Annotated in this window: 15 protein-coding genes and 1 pseudogene; 8 read left to right on the plus strand and 8 right to left on the minus strand. The window is 58.2% G+C overall.

Annotation, left to right across the window (positions count from 1 at the left end):
- Positions 1 to 643: 643 nt before the first annotated feature.
- The gene (locus ACWGZX_RS03425) at positions 644 to 2,341 is read right to left on the minus strand and encodes an AMP-binding protein (RefSeq protein ID WP_452627298.1); all 1,698 of its coding nucleotides are present in this window, start codon (positions 2,339 to 2,341) and stop codon (positions 644 to 646) included.
- A gap of 204 nt (positions 2,342 to 2,545) precedes the next feature.
- Between ACWGZX_RS03425 and ACWGZX_RS03430 the strand changes: the two genes are divergently transcribed.
- Genes ACWGZX_RS03430 through ACWGZX_RS03445 form a run of 4 tightly spaced genes read left to right on the plus strand, consistent with a single transcriptional unit; the run spans position 2,546 to position 8,104 of the window.
- Positions 2,546 to 3,709 (plus strand): isovaleryl-CoA dehydrogenase, encoded by a 1,164-nt coding sequence (locus ACWGZX_RS03430; protein ID WP_008031893.1) that lies wholly within the window; start codon positions 2,546 to 2,548, stop codon positions 3,707 to 3,709.
- A gap of 12 nt (positions 3,710 to 3,721) precedes the next feature.
- The gene (locus ACWGZX_RS03435) at positions 3,722 to 5,329 is read left to right on the plus strand and encodes a carboxyl transferase domain-containing protein (protein ID WP_452627299.1); all 1,608 of its coding nucleotides are present in this window, start codon (positions 3,722 to 3,724) and stop codon (positions 5,327 to 5,329) included.
- Between the two features lie 13 nt (positions 5,330 to 5,342).
- Positions 5,343 to 6,155, plus strand: a complete 813-nt coding sequence (locus ACWGZX_RS03440; protein ID WP_452627300.1) for a gamma-carboxygeranoyl-CoA hydratase — start codon at positions 5,343 to 5,345, stop codon at positions 6,153 to 6,155.
- Complete coding sequence (locus ACWGZX_RS03445) at positions 6,155 to 8,104, plus strand: acetyl/propionyl/methylcrotonyl-CoA carboxylase subunit alpha (protein ID WP_452627301.1); 1,950 nt, start codon at positions 6,155 to 6,157, stop codon at positions 8,102 to 8,104. Before ACWGZX_RS03440 ends, ACWGZX_RS03445 begins: the two co-directional genes overlap by 1 nt.
- Before the next feature lie 39 nt (positions 8,105 to 8,143).
- Here the strand turns inward: ACWGZX_RS03445 and ACWGZX_RS03450 are convergent, their stop codons facing one another.
- Positions 8,144 to 8,791, minus strand: a complete 648-nt coding sequence (locus ACWGZX_RS03450; RefSeq protein WP_223517172.1) for a LexA family protein — start codon at positions 8,789 to 8,791, stop codon at positions 8,144 to 8,146.
- Between the two features lie 129 nt (positions 8,792 to 8,920).
- Here ACWGZX_RS03450 and ACWGZX_RS03455 point away from each other — a divergent pair, with 129 nt between their 5' ends.
- On the plus strand, positions 8,921 to 9,262 hold the full coding sequence (locus ACWGZX_RS03455; RefSeq protein ID WP_223517174.1) for a DUF6124 family protein: 342 nt from the start codon (positions 8,921 to 8,923) through the stop codon (positions 9,260 to 9,262).
- 444 nt (positions 9,263 to 9,706) lie between these two features.
- On the opposite strand, the gene ACWGZX_RS03460 is transcribed toward ACWGZX_RS03455, so the two are convergent.
- The 5 genes from ACWGZX_RS03460 to ACWGZX_RS03480 form a co-directional block, all read right to left on the minus strand.
- The gene (locus ACWGZX_RS03460) at positions 9,707 to 10,798 is read right to left on the minus strand and encodes a quaternary amine ABC transporter ATP-binding protein (RefSeq protein WP_452627302.1); all 1,092 of its coding nucleotides are present in this window, start codon (positions 10,796 to 10,798) and stop codon (positions 9,707 to 9,709) included.
- Positions 10,788 to 11,651 carry an ABC transporter permease gene (locus ACWGZX_RS03465; RefSeq protein WP_452628959.1) on the minus strand — a complete coding sequence of 288 codons (864 nt, stop codon included), beginning with the start codon at positions 11,649 to 11,651 and terminating at the stop codon, positions 10,788 to 10,790. The genes ACWGZX_RS03460 and ACWGZX_RS03465 overlap by 11 nt, the downstream gene beginning before the upstream one ends.
- A 154-nt stretch (positions 11,652 to 11,805) precedes the next feature.
- Positions 11,806 to 12,807: an ABC transporter substrate-binding protein gene (locus tag ACWGZX_RS03470; protein WP_452627303.1), complete on the minus strand. Its 1,002-nt coding sequence runs from the start codon at positions 12,805 to 12,807 to the stop codon at positions 11,806 to 11,808.
- 41 nt (positions 12,808 to 12,848) lie between these two features.
- Positions 12,849 to 13,688, minus strand: coding sequence for a pyrroline-5-carboxylate reductase family protein (locus ACWGZX_RS03475; protein WP_452627304.1), 840 nt, complete (start codon positions 13,686 to 13,688; stop codon positions 12,849 to 12,851).
- Between the two features lie 32 nt (positions 13,689 to 13,720).
- Positions 13,721 to 14,380 (minus strand): TetR/AcrR family transcriptional regulator, encoded by a 660-nt coding sequence (locus ACWGZX_RS03480; protein WP_032833623.1) that lies wholly within the window; start codon positions 14,378 to 14,380, stop codon positions 13,721 to 13,723.
- Positions 14,381 to 14,515: 135 nt separating this feature from the next.
- Between ACWGZX_RS03480 and ACWGZX_RS03485 the strand changes: the two genes are divergently transcribed.
- Both ACWGZX_RS03485 and ACWGZX_RS03490 read left to right on the plus strand, forming a co-directional pair.
- Positions 14,516 to 16,552: an oxidoreductase gene (locus tag ACWGZX_RS03485; RefSeq protein ID WP_452627305.1), complete on the plus strand. Its 2,037-nt coding sequence runs from the start codon at positions 14,516 to 14,518 to the stop codon at positions 16,550 to 16,552.
- Positions 16,553 to 16,571: 19 nt separating this feature from the next.
- The gene (locus tag ACWGZX_RS03490) at positions 16,572 to 16,949 is read left to right on the plus strand and encodes a cupin domain-containing protein (RefSeq protein ID WP_452627306.1); all 378 of its coding nucleotides are present in this window, start codon (positions 16,572 to 16,574) and stop codon (positions 16,947 to 16,949) included.
- An 11-nt stretch (positions 16,950 to 16,960) separates the two neighbouring features.
- On the opposite strand, the pseudogene ACWGZX_RS03495 reads toward ACWGZX_RS03490, so the two are convergent.
- Positions 16,961 to 17,053 (minus strand): annotated as a pseudogene (locus ACWGZX_RS03495) (GlxA family transcriptional regulator); the annotation flags it as partial.
- Between the two features lie 110 nt (positions 17,054 to 17,163).
- On the opposite strand from ACWGZX_RS03495, the gene ACWGZX_RS03500 reads away from it, so the two are divergent.
- Positions 17,164 to 18,315, plus strand: a complete 1,152-nt coding sequence (locus tag ACWGZX_RS03500) for a M14 family metallopeptidase (protein WP_452627307.1) — start codon at positions 17,164 to 17,166, stop codon at positions 18,313 to 18,315.
- The last annotated feature ends 34 nt before the right edge of the window (positions 18,316 to 18,349 follow it).

The following is an 18,349-nucleotide window of genomic DNA, read 5'->3' on the forward strand; positions in this document are numbered from 1 at the left end:
AAACGTGGGCACAAGCGAGTAACACGGAAACAAATTGTCGGGATTCGACCGATAGAAAAACCCTACAAAATGCTAAATCATTGATTTTAAAGGACTTTAAAAAGTTGGCACGGCTCCTGCTATCTCTACTGCATAACAAGAACAAAAAAAGCAGCAAACACTAATAAAAATAAGACGTAACGACTCTGACATAACAAAAACAACACGGCAGAGACGCAGCTAACAGATTTTTTTGGAGAGGATGTGCTTTTCAGGGTGCTTTTCGGAGTTACCCGCAACCGGGCAGAGAACAATAAAACTACCTTCAGGTAGCTCCCGAACTGGTTGGATCGCTCAGCGAAAAAGTAGATCAGCGCTCAAAAAAATACGTTTGCTCTTGATCCCGGATGGGGATCGACAAAAACAGCAGTAAAGGGTCACGGTTTCCAAAAACAAAAACAGACCGCCCCTCAATAACAAAAAAAGAGCACGCGCAACGACAAAATTAAAGGGGAGCTTCGGCTCCCCTTTGTGCTTTCTGGCGTTCAAGTTTTCACTGCCCCCTGTGGGAGCGAGCTTGCTCGCGATAGCGGTGGGTCAGCCGTCAATTATGTCGGATGTGCCGCCATCATCGCGGGCAAGCCCGCTCCCACACTGCTCTTCATTAGCCCTGCTTACTACGTAACTCCTCGATACTGATCTCGCGCATCCGGAATTTCTGGATCTTGCCGGTCACGGTCATCGGGAACTCCTCCACAAACTTGAAGTAACGCGGCGTCTTGAAGTGCGCGATGCGCTCCTTGCACCACGCTTGGAGTTCTTGCTCGGTGGCACTGTGGCCCGGGTGGAATTTGATCCAGGCGACGATCTCTTCACCATAACGCGAGCACGGGATGCCGATCACTTGTACGTCAGCCACCGCAGGATGGGTGAAGAAGAACTCCTCCAGCTCCCGCGGATAAACGTTCTCACCGCCCCGGATGATCATGTCCTTGTTGCGCCCGGCAATGCACACGTAGCCGTCGTCATTCATGCTGGCCAAGTCGCCGGTGTGCATCCAGCCGGCCTGATCAATGGCCTCGGCCGTGCTTTGCGGGTTGTTCCAGTAACCGAGCATCACGCTGTAACCGCGGGTGCACAGCTCGCCAATGGTGCCGCGCGGCACGAGGTTACCGGCCTCGTCGATGATTTTGCTTTCCAGCTGCGGCTGGGTGCGACCGACAGTAGTCACGCGTAATTCCAGCTCGTCTGACGGACCGGTCTGTAACGACACAGGGCTTGTTTCCGTCATGCCGTAGGCAATCTGCACTTCGTTCATGTGCATTTCGTTGATGACCCGGCGCATCACCTCGATGGGGCACGTGGCACCGGCCATGATCCCGGTGCGCAGGCTCGACAGATCAAACTCGGTACGCTTGGGCTGATCGAGCATGGCGATGAACATGGTGGGTACGCCATAAAGCGCCGTGGCTTTTTCTTCGGCGACGGTGGTCAGGGTCAGCAGCGGATCGAAAGCATCATTCGGATAAATCATGGTGCTACCGTGGGTCATGCAGCCCAGATTGCCCATGACCATGCCGAAGCAGTGATACAGCGGCACCGGGATCACCAAGCGATCATCGGCGGTCAGGCCGAGGCTTTCGCCGACCATGTAACCGTTGTTCAGAATATTGTAATGACTGAGGGTCGCGCCCTTCGGGAATCCGGTAGTGCCAGAGGTGTACTGGATGTTCACCGGCTGATCGAAATGTAGACTGTCCTGGCGCTCGCGCAGCTGTTCAATCGAAACGCTGGCAGCCAGGTCCGCCAATTGCGACCAGGGCAGAAAACCTGAAGGCGGCTGCGCATCCAGACTGATGACACCGCGCAGGTCGGGCAGACGTTCGCTGTGCAATTTTCCGATGGATTGCTCGGCCAGTTCAGGAACGAGACCTAGCAGCATCCCGTGATAATCGGAGGTTTTGAACGCGCCGGCGCAGACCAGCCATTGGCAACCGGATTGCTTCAACACGTATTCGAGTTCGGAACTGCGGTATGCCGGGTTGATATTGACCAGAATCACGCCGATTTTCGCACTGGCGAACTGGCTGATGCACCACTGGGCACAGTTCGGCGCCCAGACGCCGAGACGATCACCGGCCTGCAAGCCCAGCGCGAGCAGCGCTCTGGCATGAAGGTCTACGGCGTCGGCCAATTGCTGCCAGGTGTAGCGCAACTGCTGATGGCGCACGACCAGCGCCTCCCCGGTCGCGTGCTGCGCAACGGTGTTATCGAATGCTTGGCCGATGGTCATCGCCAGCAAGGCTTTGTCCTGGGAACCACGGGTATAGCTGCGCTGCAGGCTTGCACTGGGTTGATCCATGATGACCCCTATTGTCTTTATTAATGGGCTGGCGGCGCTCCCTCAGGGGTGTCCGCGTTCTATCTTGAACTGTCTCTACTCTCGCTCAAGTTGACGTTAACGTAAAGGGTGATTGACAGCCATTCGTCACAGGCTTACGTTAACGTAAAGGTGAGAAGCGAATCACTGCCCTCCCCGCCCTACAAAAAAGCCAAAAGGTGACCCATGAGCTACCCATCCCTGAATTTTGCCCTCGGTGAAACCATCGACATGCTGCGCGATCAGGTTCAGTCCTTCGTCGCCAAAGAGATCGCCCCGCGCGCGGCTCAGATCGATATCGACAACCTGTTCCCCGCCGACCTGTGGCGCAAATTCGGCGACATGGGCCTGCTGGGTATTACCGTGCCGGAAGAGTACGGCGGTGCTGGCCTGGGTTACCTGGCGCACGTCGTGGCCATGGAAGAAATCAGCCGCGGTTCGGCGTCGGTCGCCTTGTCCTACGGCGCCCACTCCAACCTCTGCGTCAACCAGATCAACCGCAACGGCAACCACGAGCAAAAATCCAAGTACCTGCCAAAACTGATCAGCGGCGAGCACATCGGCGCCCTGGCCATGAGCGAGCCGAATGCCGGTTCCGACGTGGTCTCGATGAAGCTGCGCGCCGACAAACGTGGCGATCACTACGTGCTCAACGGCAGCAAGACCTGGATCACCAACGGCCCTGACGCCAACACCTACGTGATCTATGCCAAGACCGACCTCGAAAAAGGTCCCCACGGCATCACTGCATTCATCGTTGAACGCGACTGGAAAGGCTTCAGCCGCAGCAACAAGTTCGACAAGCTCGGCATGCGTGGTTCGAACACCTGCGAGCTGTTTTTCGACGACGTCGAAGTGCCGGAAGAAAACATCCTCGGCGTGCTCAACGGCGGCGTGAAAGTCTTGATGAGCGGCCTCGACTACGAGCGCGTTGTGCTCTCCGGCGGCCCGACCGGGATCATGCAGGCGTGCATGGACCTGATCGTTCCGTACATTCACGACCGCAAGCAATTCGGCCAAAGCATCGGCGAATTCCAGCTGATCCAGGGCAAGGTTGCCGACATGTACACCCAACTCAACGCCAGCCGCGCCTACCTCTACGCAGTGGCCCAGGCCTGCGAACGTGGCGAAACCACGCGCAAGGACGCTGCCGGCGTGATCCTGTACAGCGCCGAACGCGCCACGCAAATGGCCCTCGACGCGATCCAGATTCTGGGTGGCAACGGTTACATCAACGAATTTCCAGCCGGTCGTCTGCTGCGTGACGCCAAGCTGTACGAAATCGGCGCCGGCACCAGTGAGATCCGTCGCATGCTCATCGGTCGCGAACTGTTCAACGAAACCCGCTAATCGGAGCTGTCCATGGCTATCCTGCATACCCAGCTCAACCCCCGTTCGGCGGAGTTCTCGGCCAACAGCGCGGCGATGCTTAAACAGGTCGACGACCTGCACACCCTGCTCGCCCAAGTGCAGCTGGGTGGCGGCCCGAAGGCTCAAGAACGCCACACCTCGCGAGGCAAACTGCTGCCCCGCGAGCGGATCAATCGTCTGCTCGATCCGGGTTCGCCGTTTCTGGAAATCAGCCAACTGGCGGCCTATGAGGTTTACGGTGAAGACGTTCCGGCCGCTGGCGTGATTGCCGGGATCGGCCGCGTGGAAGGCGTCGAATGCATGATCGTCGCCAACGACGCCACGGTAAAAGGTGGCTCGTACTACCCGCTGACCGTGAAAAAACACCTGCGCGCCCAGACCATCGCCCAGCAGAATCGCCTGCCGTGCATCTATCTTGTGGACTCCGGCGGCGCCAACCTGCCACGTCAGGATGAAGTGTTCCCGGATCGCGAGCACTTCGGGCGGATCTTCTTCAACCAGGCCAACATGAGTGCCATGGGCATTCCGCAAATCGCGGTGGTGATGGGCTCGTGCACTGCCGGTGGTGCGTATGTGCCAGCGATGGCTGACGAAGCGATCATGGTGCGCCAGCAAGCGACGATTTTCCTCGCCGGCCCGCCGCTGGTGAAAGCCGCGACCGGTGAAGTGGTCAGCGCCGAAGACCTCGGTGGGGCCGATGTACATTGCAAGATTTCCGGGGTCGCCGACCATTACGCCGAGAGCGATGAACACGCCCTGGCCATTGCCCGACGCAGCGTCGCCAACCTCAACTGGCGCAAGCTCGGCGAACTGCAACAACGCGCACCTATTGTGCCGCTGTACAGTAGCGACGAGTTGTACGGCGTGGTCTCGGCGGACGCTAAGCAACCGTTCGATGTGCGCGAAGTGATCGCGCGTCTGGTCGACGGTTCGGTGTTCGATGAATTCAAAGCGCTGTTCGGGACCACGCTGGTGTGCGGCTTTGCCCACTTGCACGGCTACCCGATCGCGATCCTCGCCAACAACGGCATCCTGTTCGCGGAAGCTGCGCAGAAAGGCGCGCACTTTATCGAACTGGCCTGCCAGCGCGGCATCCCGTTGCTGTTCCTGCAAAACATCACCGGCTTCATGGTCGGCCAGAAATACGAGGCCGGCGGTATCGCCAAGCATGGCGCGAAACTGGTGACCGCCGTGGCCTGCGCCAAAGTGCCGAAGTTCACCGTGATCATCGGTGGCAGTTTTGGTGCCGGTAACTACGGCATGTGCGGTCGGGCTTACGACCCGCGCTTCCTGTGGATGTGGCCAAACGCACGCATTGGTGTGATGGGCGCTGAGCAGGCTGCCGGGGTGTTGGTGCAGGTCAAGCGCGAGCAGGCCGAGCGCAGTGGCCAGGGCTTCAGCGCCGAGCAAGAAGCGGAGATCAAGCAACCGATCCTCGATCAATACGAAGAACAGGGTCACCCCTACTACTCCAGCGCACGGCTATGGGACGACGGCGTCATCGACCCGGCACAAACCCGCGATGTGTTGGCCCTGGCCTTGTCCGCGTCGTTGAACGCGCCTATCGAACCGAGCCGCTTCGGCGTGTTCCGGATGTGATCGGGAGAAAACCATGAGCGACTTCAATACCCTCGAACTGCTGACCGACCCACGGGGTTTCGCCACCCTGTGGCTCAGCCGTGAAGAAAAGAACAACGCGTTCAATGCGCAAATGATCCGCGAACTGATCCTCGCGCTGGACGCCGTGGCGAGCGACACCAGCCTGCGCTTTTTGCTGGTGCGCGGACGCGGCAAACATTTCAGCGCTGGCGCGGACCTGGCGTGGATGCAGCAATCAGCCGAACTCGATTACGGCACCAACCTCGACGACGCCCGGGAACTGGCGGAGTTGATGTACAACCTCGCCAAGTTGAAAGTCCCGACCCTGGCCGTGGTGCAAGGCGCGGCCTTCGGCGGTGCGCTGGGCCTGATCAGTTGCTGCGACATGGCCATTGGCGCCGACGACGCGCAGTTCTGCCTGTCGGAAGTGCGCATCGGCCTGGCGCCAGCGGTGATCAGCCCGTTCGTGGTGCAGGCCATCGGTGAACGCGCGGCACGCCGTTATGCGCTGACCGCCGAACGTTTCGGCGGGCAACGGGCGCGGGAAATCGGTTTGTTGTCGGAAAGCTATCCGGCCGCCGAGCTGGAGCAAAAGGTCGACCAGTGGATCGACAACCTGCTGCTCAACAGCCCCGCCGCCATGCGCGTCAGCAAAGACTTGTTGCGTGAAGTCAGCCATGGCGCGTTGACCCCGGCACTACGCCGCTACACCGAAAACGCCATCGCCCGCATCCGCGTCAGCCCCGAAGGTCAGGAAGGCTTGCGCGCCTTTTTGCAAAAGCGTCCGCCGAGCTGGCAAGCCCCCACCACCAAGGAGCCGCGTTGATGAGCGCACCTGTTCTCACCACCCTGCTGGTGGCCAACCGTGGCGAAATCGCCTGCCGCGTCATGCGCACCGCCAAAGCCCTGGGCCTGACCACCGTGGCCGTGCACAGCGCTACTGATCGTGAAGCGCGACACAGCCGCGAAGCGGATATCCGCGTCGACCTCGGTGGCAGCAAAGCCGCCGACAGTTACCTGCAAATCGACAAACTGATTGCGGCAGCCAAGGCCAGCGGCGCTCAGGCGATCCATCCGGGTTACGGCTTTTTGTCGGAGAACGCCGGGTTCGCCCGCGCGATTGAAGACGCCGGTCTGATCTTCCTCGGCCCGCCCGCCTCAGCCATTGACGCCATGGGCAGCAAATCCGCCGCCAAAGCGCTGATGGAAACTGCCGGTGTGCCGTTAGTGCCGGGTTATCACGGTGAAGCTCAGGACTTCGACACCTTCCGCGATGCCTGTGAGCGCATCGGCTATCCAGTGCTGCTCAAGGCCACCGCCGGCGGTGGCGGCAAAGGCATGAAAGTGGTCGAGGACGTCAGCCAGTTGGCCGAAGCCCTGGCTTCGGCCCAGCGAGAAGCGAAATCCTCGTTTGGCGATTCACGGATGCTGGTGGAGAAGTACCTGCTCAAACCGCGCCACGTGGAAATCCAGGTCTTTGCCGATCAGCATGGCAATTGCCTGTACCTGAATGAACGTGACTGCTCGATCCAGCGTCGCCACCAGAAAGTCGTCGAAGAAGCACCCGCGCCAGGCTTGAGCCCGGAGCTGCGTCGTGCCATGGGCGAAGCCGCTGTTCGCTCGGCACAAGCCATCGGTTATGTCGGTGCCGGCACCGTGGAGTTCTTGCTGGATTCGCGCGGCGAATTCTTCTTTATGGAAATGAACACGCGCCTGCAGGTTGAGCACCCGGTCACCGAAGCCATCACTGGCCTGGACCTGGTGGCCTGGCAGATTCGCGTGGCCCGTGGCGAAGCGCTGCCGATGACCCAGGCCGAAGTGCCGCTGATCGGTCACGCGATTGAAGTGCGACTGTACGCAGAGGACCCGGCCAATGATTTCCTGCCGGCCACCGGTCGCCTGGAGCTGTATCGTGAATCAGCCGAAGGCCCGGGACGCAGGGTCGACAGCGGTGTTGAAGAAGGCGACGAAATTTCACCGTTCTATGACCCGATGCTGGGCAAGTTGATTGCCTGGGGCGAAGACCGTGAACAGGCGCGCCTGCGGTTGCTGAGCATGCTCGATGAGTTTGCGATTGGCGGACTCAAGACCAACATCAACTTCCTGCGCCGGATCATCGCGCACCCTGCGTTTGCTGCTGCAGAACTGGACACCGGGTTTATCCCGCGTTTTCAGGAGCAATTGTTGCCAGCGCCTTCGGACCTCAGCGACGCGTTTTGGCAGGCTGCCGCTCAGGCGGTTGCCCAGAGTCAGCCAGACTCACCGCGTGCGGATGACGTGAGTTCGCCATGGGCTATCGGCAATGGTTTCCGTGCCGGTTTGCCGAAAGAAATCACCCTGCACTTGAGCTGCGAAGGCCAGGACCGCGCGCTAACCTTGGGCGACATCCGCACAGCCCACCTTCAAGGTGAGCAATTGCTGACTGAGTACAACGGCGTACGCCGCCAGCACCGGGCAATCCGTCGTGGTGACCATGTCTATCTGCAATGGGAAGGTGAACTGCGCCGCATCGAGTCCTACGACCCGATCAGCGCCGTCGAAGCCAGCCACAGCCATCATGGTGGGCTTACCGCGCCGATGAACGGCAGCATCGTGCGAGTGCTGGTGGAGGCCGGGCAAACGGTCGAAGCCGGGGCACAATTGGTGGTGTTGGAAGCGATGAAAATGGAACACAGCATTCGCGCGCCCCACGCGGGCGTGATCAAGGCCTTGTATTGCCAGGAAGGCGAAATGGTCAGCGAAGGCAGTGCGTTGGTCGAGCTGGAAGAAGCGTGAAATGAAGATCGGTCCTACATTTTACGAGGACCGATCTGATTAGAATTTGGCCGTTGCCTGAACCACTACCCCGAGAATTCGACATTCATCGGTGTAAAGGGCCTTCGGATACGTCGGATTGAGCGGGACCAGGTAACGCTGCCCGCCCTCTTCGATCAGTTTGCGAAAAGTCGCCTCGGTGCTGTCCGACCACTGCGCGATCACCAGCTTTCCAGGCTCCGGCACAATGGCCGGGTCCACCAGAATCATCATACCCTCGGCGATGCTCACGCCTGTGGGTGCGGTCATCGCATCCCCCACCACCACCAGCCAGAAAGCCGCGCCCTGCGCGTGGTAATCCGTCAGCTCGAAACGCGGTTTGCCGTAGACCGATAACTCACCGTCACGCACTTGCGCGGGCTCACGCCAGTCACTGACCGGGTAACGGAAGTACGGGTTGTACTTGTGGGCCAGGCAAGGCTCGTCGTCCTGCAAGACCAGACGCTCGCGAATCACCGTCGCCACTTCCAGAAAATCCATCCCGAGCGCGCGCAAGACACGATTCATGTCTTCGATGCTCGGCTGACGGCGCTTATTCAGCCAGTGACCCACGCCACCCTGGGACATCCCGAGGCGGTCGGCGAGGACCTCTTGAGTGACTTTGAGGTCACTCATCTTGGCTTTGACTAACTCAATCCATTTATCCATGTGCGGCACGATACGTGGGGTACTCCGACCAACAAAACACAAATTGTAGTATTTAAATTCCAGTCACAAATACAGTTCGTACTAGGATGGATTTACGGATCTGAATCTATCACGGAGCTTGCCATCGTCATGACGTTACCCAGCAATGACCTGCCAGATATGCAAATCGATACCACCCTGACCTCGCCAAAAGGCAATGCCGCCGCACAGCGAGCGCTGGATTATTACTTGAAACCAACTGTGTCCGAACCCGCTGCTGTGGAGCGGTTTTTTGACGTGAACCCGGACATCAGCGCAGAAGAGGCGCTGGTTCATGCCTCGGATTTGTTGCGATGCGCTGCGGCGACGGCACATGAATCAGCCAGTAACCTGCACGGTGCGAGCCGCGACCTGGCCTTTTCGACGGTGCACATGATCGACATGGCCAAGGCGATGATCGATCGGTCTTTGCAAGGGCATCAGAACGTGTGAAGCGGACGTGCTTTCAGGGAGGACAGGAAAGAATTTTCCAATCGTGCAAATAAAATCATTTGACTTGCAAACGAGAATGATTATTATTGCATGCAGCTGGTCGCGAGATCAGTCGATTGTCCAAGTGACCTTAGGTCGGTCTCCTGGACTATCTCCTCATCAGGCTAATCACGGTTTTTGACCCGGCTTTTTGCCGGGTTTTTTTTGCCAGTTATTCTGGCTTTACCTTCAGGCTAATGAAGTCTTTTTGGTGCTGCAAATTCGATGGCGCGGATAATATCAAAAGAATATCAGTCGGCCAAAGAAGCCCCGGTAGCATTGGGCCAAACTAATGTACAAATAGCACTTGAGAATCAATCGCACAGTCTCTAAGCTGCGCCTGCGTCATGGAGGACGCCCCCCTCTGCAACCCGCAATTTCTCCTGGTTTTCCTTCGGTAAGCCGTCACGCTTTCGACGTCACTCTTGGCTGAACTACCTGTGACTCCTCACTCACTGTCGAGGTGACCATCGTCGCTATAATCGACTTCAGCGCCAACTGCCCCACTGGCTGACCCTGACTGTCTGTGACCACCAATTCATCAAGCCCCGCCTCAACCAGTTTTTTGACTGCTGACTCCAATGATGTCCCCATGGGTACGGCCAACGTCGCTCCGACTTTCACCTGAACAATGGGCCGCATGATTGCCTCGACGCCGATCACCCGCCCCCGATTCACTTCTTTGACGAAGTTGGCAATGTAATCATCGGCAGGATTCATGACGATTTCCTGTCGGGTGCCTTGTTGCACCACCTCGCCATCACGCAAGATTGCGATGCGATCACCAATGCGCAGTGCCTCATCAAGATCATGGGTAATGAATACGATGGTCTTCTTGATCTCTTTTTGCAGGTCCAGCAGCACCGACTGCATGTCCATGCGGATTAGCGGATCCAGGGCCGAGAACGCTTCATCCATCAACAGAATCGGCGCATCACTGGCCAATGCCCGGGCCAGGCCGACGCGCTGCTGCATGCCTCCGGACAGCTGATTGGGATAGTGACTCGCATACCCCTGAAGACCTACCCGGTCCAACCAGCCTGTGGCGATCTCTACTTGCCTGTCACGGGACATTCCCTGGATCTCCAGCCCATAAACCGCATTGTCGAGCACGGTGCGGTTTGGCAGCAGCGCGAACTTCTGAAACACCATGGAAATTTTATGTCGGCGAAACTCTCGCAGATCATTCTGGCTCATCTTGAGCACATCCACGCCACCGACGATGACTTCGCCGGCGGTAGGTTCGATCAATCGGTTGATATGGCGGATCAAGGTCGACTTACCCGAACCGGAAAGCCCCATGATCACCTGAATCCCCCCGGACGGCATGCTGATATTGATGTCCTTCAACCCCAGCACATGACTGTGATTGCTCAACAGTTCAGCCTTGCTCATGCCCTGTTTGACCCGCTCGATACTGGCCTGCGCCTGGTAACCGAAGATCTTGTAGAGATGCCTGATTTCGATGCCGAAATCGTTGGTCAGATTAGTGGCCATGAACCCTCTCCAAATGCTTTTGCAGTCTTCGGCCATAGGCTTGGCTGACTCGGTCAAAGATCACCGCAATACCGACAATGGCCAGCCCGTTGAAAATGCCCAGGGTGAAATATTGATTGGAAATAGCCTTGAGCACCGGTTGGCCCAAGCCTTGAACCCCGATCATCGACGCGATGACCACCATGGCCAGCGCCATCATGATCGTCTGGTTGATGCCGGCCATGATCGAGGGCAACGCCAAGGGTAACTGGACGTTTTTCAGTTTCTGCCAACTGGACGAACCAAAGGCGTCGGCGCACTCCAGCATCTCGGCGTCAACGTGACGGATGCCGAGATTGGTCAAGCGGATCATCGGCGGCAAGGCGTAGATCACAACCGCTATCAGCCCCGCAACCTTGCCGATCCCCAGCAACATCACCACCGGAATCAAGTAGACAAAGCTCGGCAGGGTTTGCATCACATCCAGTACCGGGCTGACCAGGTTCTGCAGACGATTGGAGCGGGCCATCGCGATCCCGGTCGGCAAACCGATGACGACGGATATCACCGTGCAGACGAAGATCATCGACAGGGTTTTCATCGTGTCGGACCACATGTCCAGATACCCGATCGCCATCAGCGTGAACACGCACCCCAGGACGATTCTCCAACTGCGGCTGGCGAACCAGGCAATCAAGGCGACCAGCACGATGATGATCGGCCATGGCGTCGTGGTCATGAACCTTTCGGACTGATTGAGGAAAATCTGCAATGGCTGGAAAAAGGTTTCGAAGCTGTCGCCGTAGGTGCTGGTGAAGTTACGAAAGGCTCCATCGATGACCTTTTTCAAGGCCCGGAGTCTTTCGTCCTCCATGTGTGGAAAGCTGAGTAACCACTCCATGACATTCCCCTTTTGTAGAAGACCGTAAAAAGCCGGCAGGTCATTTCAATACGTGGGTGTTTTTATTTTTATCAAGGCGCGAGGTTCAATGCAGCGCGCTCAGGCGAGCTGCATCGACCCAAGTGGATTAAAGCGCAGCCTTGATCTTGCCGCTCGCTTCAGGGGTGACCCATTTAGTCCAGAGCGCTTCGTTGTTTTTCAGGAAATACTTGGCGCCCTCTTCACCGGTGGCCTGGTTGTCGGTCATCCAGGCAATCAGTTTGTTCACCGTCTCGTTGGACCAGGCGCGTTTGTTCAGGTACGCCATGACCGTTGGCGAGCGAGCGGCGAAGGATTTGGTGGTGAGGGTGTAGACCCGATCAATCGGCCAGCCATTCGGTTTTGGATCAGGACAGTCGGCGACAGTATTGCAACGCTTCCACTCCGCGGCATCGATCGGATGGCCATTGTCCAGTTTCACCATCGGGTACTTGCCCAATAAAGCGGTCGGTTCCCAATAAAACCCCAGCCAGGGCGCCTTGCGCTCGTAGGCCTTGGCGATGGAGCCATCCAGCGCGGCGGCCGAACCGGTGTCCACCAGCACGAAACCGGCCTTCTCGAAGTCGTATGCCTTATAGAACTGACTGGTGACCACAGTGCCGCCCCAACCTTGCGGGCCGTTGTAGATCGCGCCTTTTTTCTTGTCGTCAGGGGCCGGGAACAGTTCGGGATGCTTTTTCACATCCTCGAAGCTTTTGATGTCCGGATGGGCGTCGGCGATGTACTTCGGAATCCACCAACCTTGCGAGCCGCCGTCGGATAACGAGTTCGCCGCCTGGATCAGGTTGCCGCTCTGAATGCCGGTCCTGGCGACTTCCGGAACCAGGTCGATCCAGCCTTCGGGCGCTATGTCAGGCCGGCTCTTCTCGACCATGGAGGTGATGGTCGGAACCGTATCCCCAGTGACCAGATCGGCATTGCAACCATAACCCGCATTGAGAATCAGCTTGTCGACGTTGGCCATTACTTCAGCCGATTGCCAGTTCATATTGGCAATCGTCACATCACCACACTCGGAGGCTGACACCCAACCACTGAAGGCGACGATGCCGAGTGCAAGTCCCGTCTTCGAGAAAGACTTTAAATTCATAAACGCTAACCTCGATTGCGGCCGGAGTTAAGGAGGGCCAACTACCGCGTCATTGGACCTTCTTTCGTGTCAGCAGAATGGGCAAAGGGACTCATGGAATTGGCGACCGAGGCCGCTGCATCCAGCCCTGTTTTTATTGTTTTTTCAAATCCGCTGGCGAGCATGGCGTCGAGCCCCGCCGCCGTGACACCGCGATAACTGATGAGCGCCTGCAAGAGTTCGTCGACTGAGTGTCCATTGCCAATCAACTGGCTGGCTTGCACCACCACTGCATGGGAGGCGCGCTGGGCGATCGCCGGTGGCAAGCCGCTGCTCACGGCATGCTGAAACAGACTGCGAGCCAGCAACGCCGGGTAAGCAGGCCCTGTTCCCACCAATGCCGTCAGGTAGTTCAAATGACTTTCGCTGAAGACTTCATCGGCACCACCAAAGGTTTCGAACAACCGCTGGGCGAGCGCTTTCTGTTCTTCGCTGACCTCTTGAGTAGCCAGCCAGGGCGTATAGGATTTGCCGATTTCGGCGGCGGCATTGGCCATGGCGCGAATCACCTGCCGACTGCCGGTACGCTGCGCTACGTCTTCCAGAGAAACGCCTGCCATCAAGGAAATCACCAACCGGTTTTCAGCAAAGATTTCCACCTCGGCAAACTGCTCGGGACGCACGGACACGATGACCACCTTACAGCGCGCCACCAGTTCCTGGTTGTCGCGCGTTACTGTCACCTGCGACCACTTGGCACTCGACAGCGGGTTGCTCGCGCTGCGGTTCGAAAGCACCAACGCAGCGGGCTGGACAAAAGCCTTGTCGAGCATCGCCAGGGCAATCGAACGGCCAAGCCATCCCGATCCACCGATAATGCCTATCGTGGGTTTTTCGTACATGTGAACCTGCCTTCGTCAGTCAGACGTTGCGATCAGTCTTGGGTAGACGATGAAACCTCATCCATCACATACCCATGGCGGGAGTAGAAGCGTTTCAATTCGCGCTCCAGGGGTTCCTGGCCGGTGAATATCTTCACGTACTCGGGAATCCGCCGCATTCGCTCCCCGATATCCTCTCGGGTGTTGGTGCTGATGTAGCCAATCTGTGTCAGGTAAATCGTCCGGGCCCGCACATCGGCACCCTCGTATGTGTAGTCGAAGCGCATGAACATCCGGATCAAGGCTTCGCGTCGGGCAATGTCGGCAACGCGGATATGCTCGGACACTTCAGCGGACTGCAAGGCCCAACTGCGCATGGCAAATTCGAATTGTGAATCGAACAGATCGGGGTTCAGCCAACAGTCGAAAACGTTAAGCATCGCTTCGGCAATGCTCTCGGCATAACACTCGGTCTGGGCGACCAGATTACCGGTGTTCTTCACCCGCCAGCGCTCGATCAGAGCGGCGAGCAGCTCTTCGCGGTCCTTGAAAAACCAGTAAAAGCTGGTTCTCGACAACCCCAGCTTTTTCGCCAGCGGCATCACCCGCACCGTGTCGACCCCGCACTCGGTCAGGCTTTCATAGGCTGCATCGAGCCACCCTTCCAGTGACCCTCTCCAGCCGGTTTCTACTGCTTTGGTTTGTTCGTTCATGGCTCGATCCTAGTCGCTGAAACAACGCCACGCAAGCAAAATGTACACCTGTGTCCACAGTGTTGACACAGGTGTACATTTCACCCTAACGTAATTTCAACGTAGGTCCTTGCCCTCTTTCGGAGAGTCTTGACGATGCTGAATGATCCGCTCCTCCAGCCCTATCAGTTGAAGCACCTGACTTTGCGAAACCGCATCATGACCACCGCCCACGAACCGGCTTATCCCGTGGACGGCATGCCCAAGGAGCTCTATCGCGCCTACCACGTAGAACGGGCGAAGGCCGGCGTGGCCTTGACCATGACTGCCGGGTCCGCTGCCGTTTCCCGAGACAGCCCGCCGGTGTTCAACAACATTCTGGCCTACAAGGATGAGGTGGTCGGCTGGATGCGCGACCTGAGCGACGCCTGCCACGAACATGGCGCGGCCGTCATGATCCAGTTGACGCACCTGGGCCGGCGCACGCGTTGGGACAAGGGCGACTGGCTGCCCGTGGTGTCACCCTCATTCGAGCGCGAAGCCTCCCATCGCTCCTTCCCGAAGAAGATGGAAGACTGGGATGTGGAACGCATCATCAAGGACTATGCCGACGCTGCCGAACGGATGAAGTTTGCGGGCCTGGACGGCATCGAACTGCAAGCCTACGGGCATCTGATGGATCAATTCTGGTCGCCACTGACCAACGACCTCGATGCCCCGTATGGCGGTTCCATCGATAACCGGCTGCGCTTTACCTTCGACATCCTCAGCGCCATTCGCCAGCGCGTCGGCCACGAGTTCATCGTCGGCGTGCGCTATACAGGCGACGAGTTAATGCCCGGCGGGCTGACCGCGGCCGACGGCCTGGACATCTCCAGGCGCTTGAAAGACAGCGGCATGGTGGACTTTCTCAACGTTGTCCGCGGCCACATCGACACCGACGCGGGATTGACCGACCTGATTCCGATCCAGGGCATGCGTAATTCACCGCACCTGGACTTCGCGGGAGAGATTCGCGCCGCCACCGACTTCCCGACCTTTCACGCGGCGAAGATTCCGGACGTGGCCACCGCTCGCCATGCCATCGCCTCGGGCAAGATCGACATGGTCGGCATGACTCGCGCGCACATGACCGATCCGCATATCGTGCGCAAGATTATCGAGGGTCGCGAAGAAGATATTCGCCCCTGTGTCGGCGCCAACTATTGCCTGGACCGGATCTATCAGGGCGGTGCTGCCTATTGCATTCACAACCCGGCCACCGGCCGTGAAACCAGCATGCCCCATGACATTCCCAAGGCGGCGAGCAAACGCAAGATTGTGATTGTCGGGGCCGGTGTCGCCGGGCTGGAAGCGGCGCGAGTGGCGGCCGAACGCGGCCATGAGGTGGTGGTGTTCGAAGCCGCCAACCAGGCCGGCGGTCAGGTTCGGCTCACCGCGCAATCGGAACGCCGGCGGGAAATGATCAGCATCGTCGAGTGGCGCATGGCCCAGTGCCTGGCGCGCGGCGTCAGCTTTCGTTTCAATACATGGGCCGAGGCCAGCACCATCCACGACGAAAACCCGGACGTGGTGATCATCGCCACCGGCGGCCTGCCCCATACCGAAATTCTCTCGGCTGGCAATGAGCTGGTGGTCTCTACCTGGGACATTATTGCCGGAGATGTGAAACCCGGGCGCAATGTCCTGCTGTTCGACGACGCCGGTGATCATGCGGCGCTGCAGGCTGCCGAGTTCATCGCCAGAAGTGGCGCAAAAGTCGAGATCATGACGCCGGACCGGACCTTCGCGCCGGAAGTCATGGCGATGAATCTGGTGCCCTACATGCGCTCGCTGCAAGCATTGGATACCACCTTCACCGTCACCTACCGGCTGCTCGCCGTCGAGCGCGAGGGTCAGGATTTGCTGGCCACGATCGACAGCGATTACGGCAGTGCGCGCAAAGTTCGACGCGTCGATCAAGTGGTGGTCAACCACGGCACCCGACCGCTGGACGATCTGTATTTCGAATTGAAATCCGCTTCCAGCAACGGCGGTGTGGTCGAACATCAGGACCTGATCGTCGGCAACCCACAACAGGTTGTGACCAACCCGGACGGCAGATTTCAGTTATTTCGCATCGGCGACGCGGTGGCTGCGCGCAACACCCACGCCGCGATCTACGATGCCTTGAGACTGGTCAAGGACTTGTAAACGAACTCAGGTGAAAAACATGCAAAGCGATGAAACACCCTCGTGGAGCATTGCCGGGAAAAACGGCATCCAGGGACCGGTCGAAGGCTCTATTTATTACTCGTCCTCAATGGATGACTGGTTGCCGACAAAGGCTGCAGGCTTCTGGTTCAAACCGCTGTTTGAGGACAGCGAGCGCGGAGAAAAAACCCTGTTGATGAAAGTCGACCCTGGCGCCCATGTCGCCAGCCATACCCATGAAGGGGAGTTGGAGCAACTGTTCGTACTCCAAGGCTCATTCTACGATCAGAACCGAACACTGAACGTCGGCGACTACTGTTGCCGCGCACCGAACGCGGCACACAGCGCGGGCTCGGTGCAGGGGGCCATCCTGATGGTGATCTATACGCGCCGATGAAGGTTTCACTTCACCGCAGGGCGATGTTCGGGGTGAATGGCGCAACGGTAGCCGTCCAGCAATCCAGCCCTCCCCAGGAACCATGCGCCAATCCACAGCCCGGATTCTGAGGAAAAACAATGGCGACCTATAGGACTTGGCGATTTTTTCCAGCCGCCTGATCCTTTCCAACGTGTAAAGTAGCAGCCATAAAAATCATATTCAGGAACCGACTATGAGCGTGGCCAAATCTTCCTTCGACATCAGCGCAAACTTTGACAGCGGCAACATTGAAGTGCTGGATATCAGCAATCCGCTTCAAGCGTTGCTGGCGATCAAACCCGACACTCGCAGCCAGCATTTTCAATGGTTCCACTTCAAGGCCAGCGGCCTGCACGTCGGTCAGGAACATTGGTTTCGCCTGAACAACGCCAGCAAGTCCTCATACAACAAAGCCTGGGACGGTTATCAGGCCGTTGCATCCTACGATCACGTCAACTGGTTCCGCGTACCCACCATTTTTGAAGGCGACTGCCTGCGCTTCAGCCTCGAAGCCACCGCCACTCACGCCTGGTTTGCTTATTTCGAACCTTACGGTCGTGGCCGTCACGACTGGCTGATCGAACAGGCACTGACCAAGGCCGGCACCGAGCTGCTGGCCATGGGCAAGAGTGTTGAAGGTCGAGACATCCAGCTGCTGCGTAAGGGCACGGGTGCCGAAGGTCGGCGCAAAGTCTGGATGATCGCTCAGCAACACCCCGGCGAACACATGGCCGAGTGGTTCATGGAAGGCGTGATCGAACGCCTGGAAAAACACGACGACCCAGTGTTGAACAAACTGCTGGCCAGCGCCGACCTGTACCTGATCCCGAACATGAACCCGGACGGAGCCTTCCTTGGTCATCTGCGCACCAACGCCATGGGCCAAGACCTGAACCGCGCCTGGCAGAGCGCCAGCCAGGACCTCAGCCCGGAAGTGCTGTTCGCTCAACAGCAGATGGAAAAATATGGCGTCGACCTGTTCCTCGACGTCCACGGCGATGAAGAAATCCCTTATGTGTTCACCGCCGGCTGCGAAGGCAATCCAGGCTATACGCCCCGAATCGAAAAACTCGAAGAGCATTTCCGCAGCCATCTGAAACACCTGACCAAGGATTTCCAGACCAAGCACGGCTACACCCGCGACGAACCGGGAAAAGCCAACATGACCCTGGCCTGCAACAGCGTCGGTCAGAAATTCGACTGCCTGTCGTTGACCCTGGAGATGCCGTTCAAGGACAACAACGATGCACCGAATGCGCTCACGGGCTGGTCCGGCAAGCGCTCGAAGCAATTGGGCAAAGACGTGTTGACCACCATCACCGACATGGTCGACACCCTGCGCTGATCGCCCGACCCCTGTAGCAGCTGCCGAAGGCTGC

The organism is Pseudomonas sp. CLCA07 (assembly GCF_053615335.1).

Excerpts from the sequence above, each read along its gene's own strand:
- ACWGZX_RS03425 (WP_452627298.1), bottom strand. The coding sequence starts at position 2,341 with ATGGATCAACCCAGTGCAAGCCTGCAGCGCAGCTATACCCGTGGTTCC.
- ACWGZX_RS03430 (WP_008031893.1), top strand. The coding sequence starts at position 2,546 with ATGAGCTACCCATCCCTGAATTTTGCCCTCGGTGAAACCATCGACATG.
- ACWGZX_RS03435 (WP_452627299.1), top strand. The coding sequence starts at position 3,722 with ATGGCTATCCTGCATACCCAGCTCAACCCCCGTTCGGCGGAGTTCTCG.
- ACWGZX_RS03440 (WP_452627300.1), top strand. The coding sequence starts at position 5,343 with ATGAGCGACTTCAATACCCTCGAACTGCTGACCGACCCACGGGGTTTC.
- ACWGZX_RS03445 (WP_452627301.1), top strand. The coding sequence starts at position 6,155 with ATGAGCGCACCTGTTCTCACCACCCTGCTGGTGGCCAACCGTGGCGAA.
- ACWGZX_RS03450 (WP_223517172.1), bottom strand. The coding sequence starts at position 8,791 with ATGGATAAATGGATTGAGTTAGTCAAAGCCAAGATGAGTGACCTCAAA.
- ACWGZX_RS03455 (WP_223517174.1), top strand. The coding sequence starts at position 8,921 with ATGACGTTACCCAGCAATGACCTGCCAGATATGCAAATCGATACCACC.
- ACWGZX_RS03460 (WP_452627302.1), bottom strand. The coding sequence starts at position 10,798 with ATGGCCACTAATCTGACCAACGATTTCGGCATCGAAATCAGGCATCTC.
- ACWGZX_RS03465 (WP_452628959.1), bottom strand. The coding sequence starts at position 11,651 with ATGGAGGACGAAAGACTCCGGGCCTTGAAAAAGGTCATCGATGGAGCC.
- ACWGZX_RS03470 (WP_452627303.1), bottom strand. The coding sequence starts at position 12,807 with ATGAATTTAAAGTCTTTCTCGAAGACGGGACTTGCACTCGGCATCGTC.
- ACWGZX_RS03475 (WP_452627304.1), bottom strand. The coding sequence starts at position 13,688 with ATGTACGAAAAACCCACGATAGGCATTATCGGTGGATCGGGATGGCTT.
- ACWGZX_RS03480 (WP_032833623.1), bottom strand. The coding sequence starts at position 14,380 with ATGAACGAACAAACCAAAGCAGTAGAAACCGGCTGGAGAGGGTCACTG.
- ACWGZX_RS03485 (WP_452627305.1), top strand. The coding sequence starts at position 14,516 with ATGCTGAATGATCCGCTCCTCCAGCCCTATCAGTTGAAGCACCTGACT.
- ACWGZX_RS03490 (WP_452627306.1), top strand. The coding sequence starts at position 16,572 with ATGCAAAGCGATGAAACACCCTCGTGGAGCATTGCCGGGAAAAACGGC.
- ACWGZX_RS03500 (WP_452627307.1), top strand. The coding sequence starts at position 17,164 with ATGAGCGTGGCCAAATCTTCCTTCGACATCAGCGCAAACTTTGACAGC.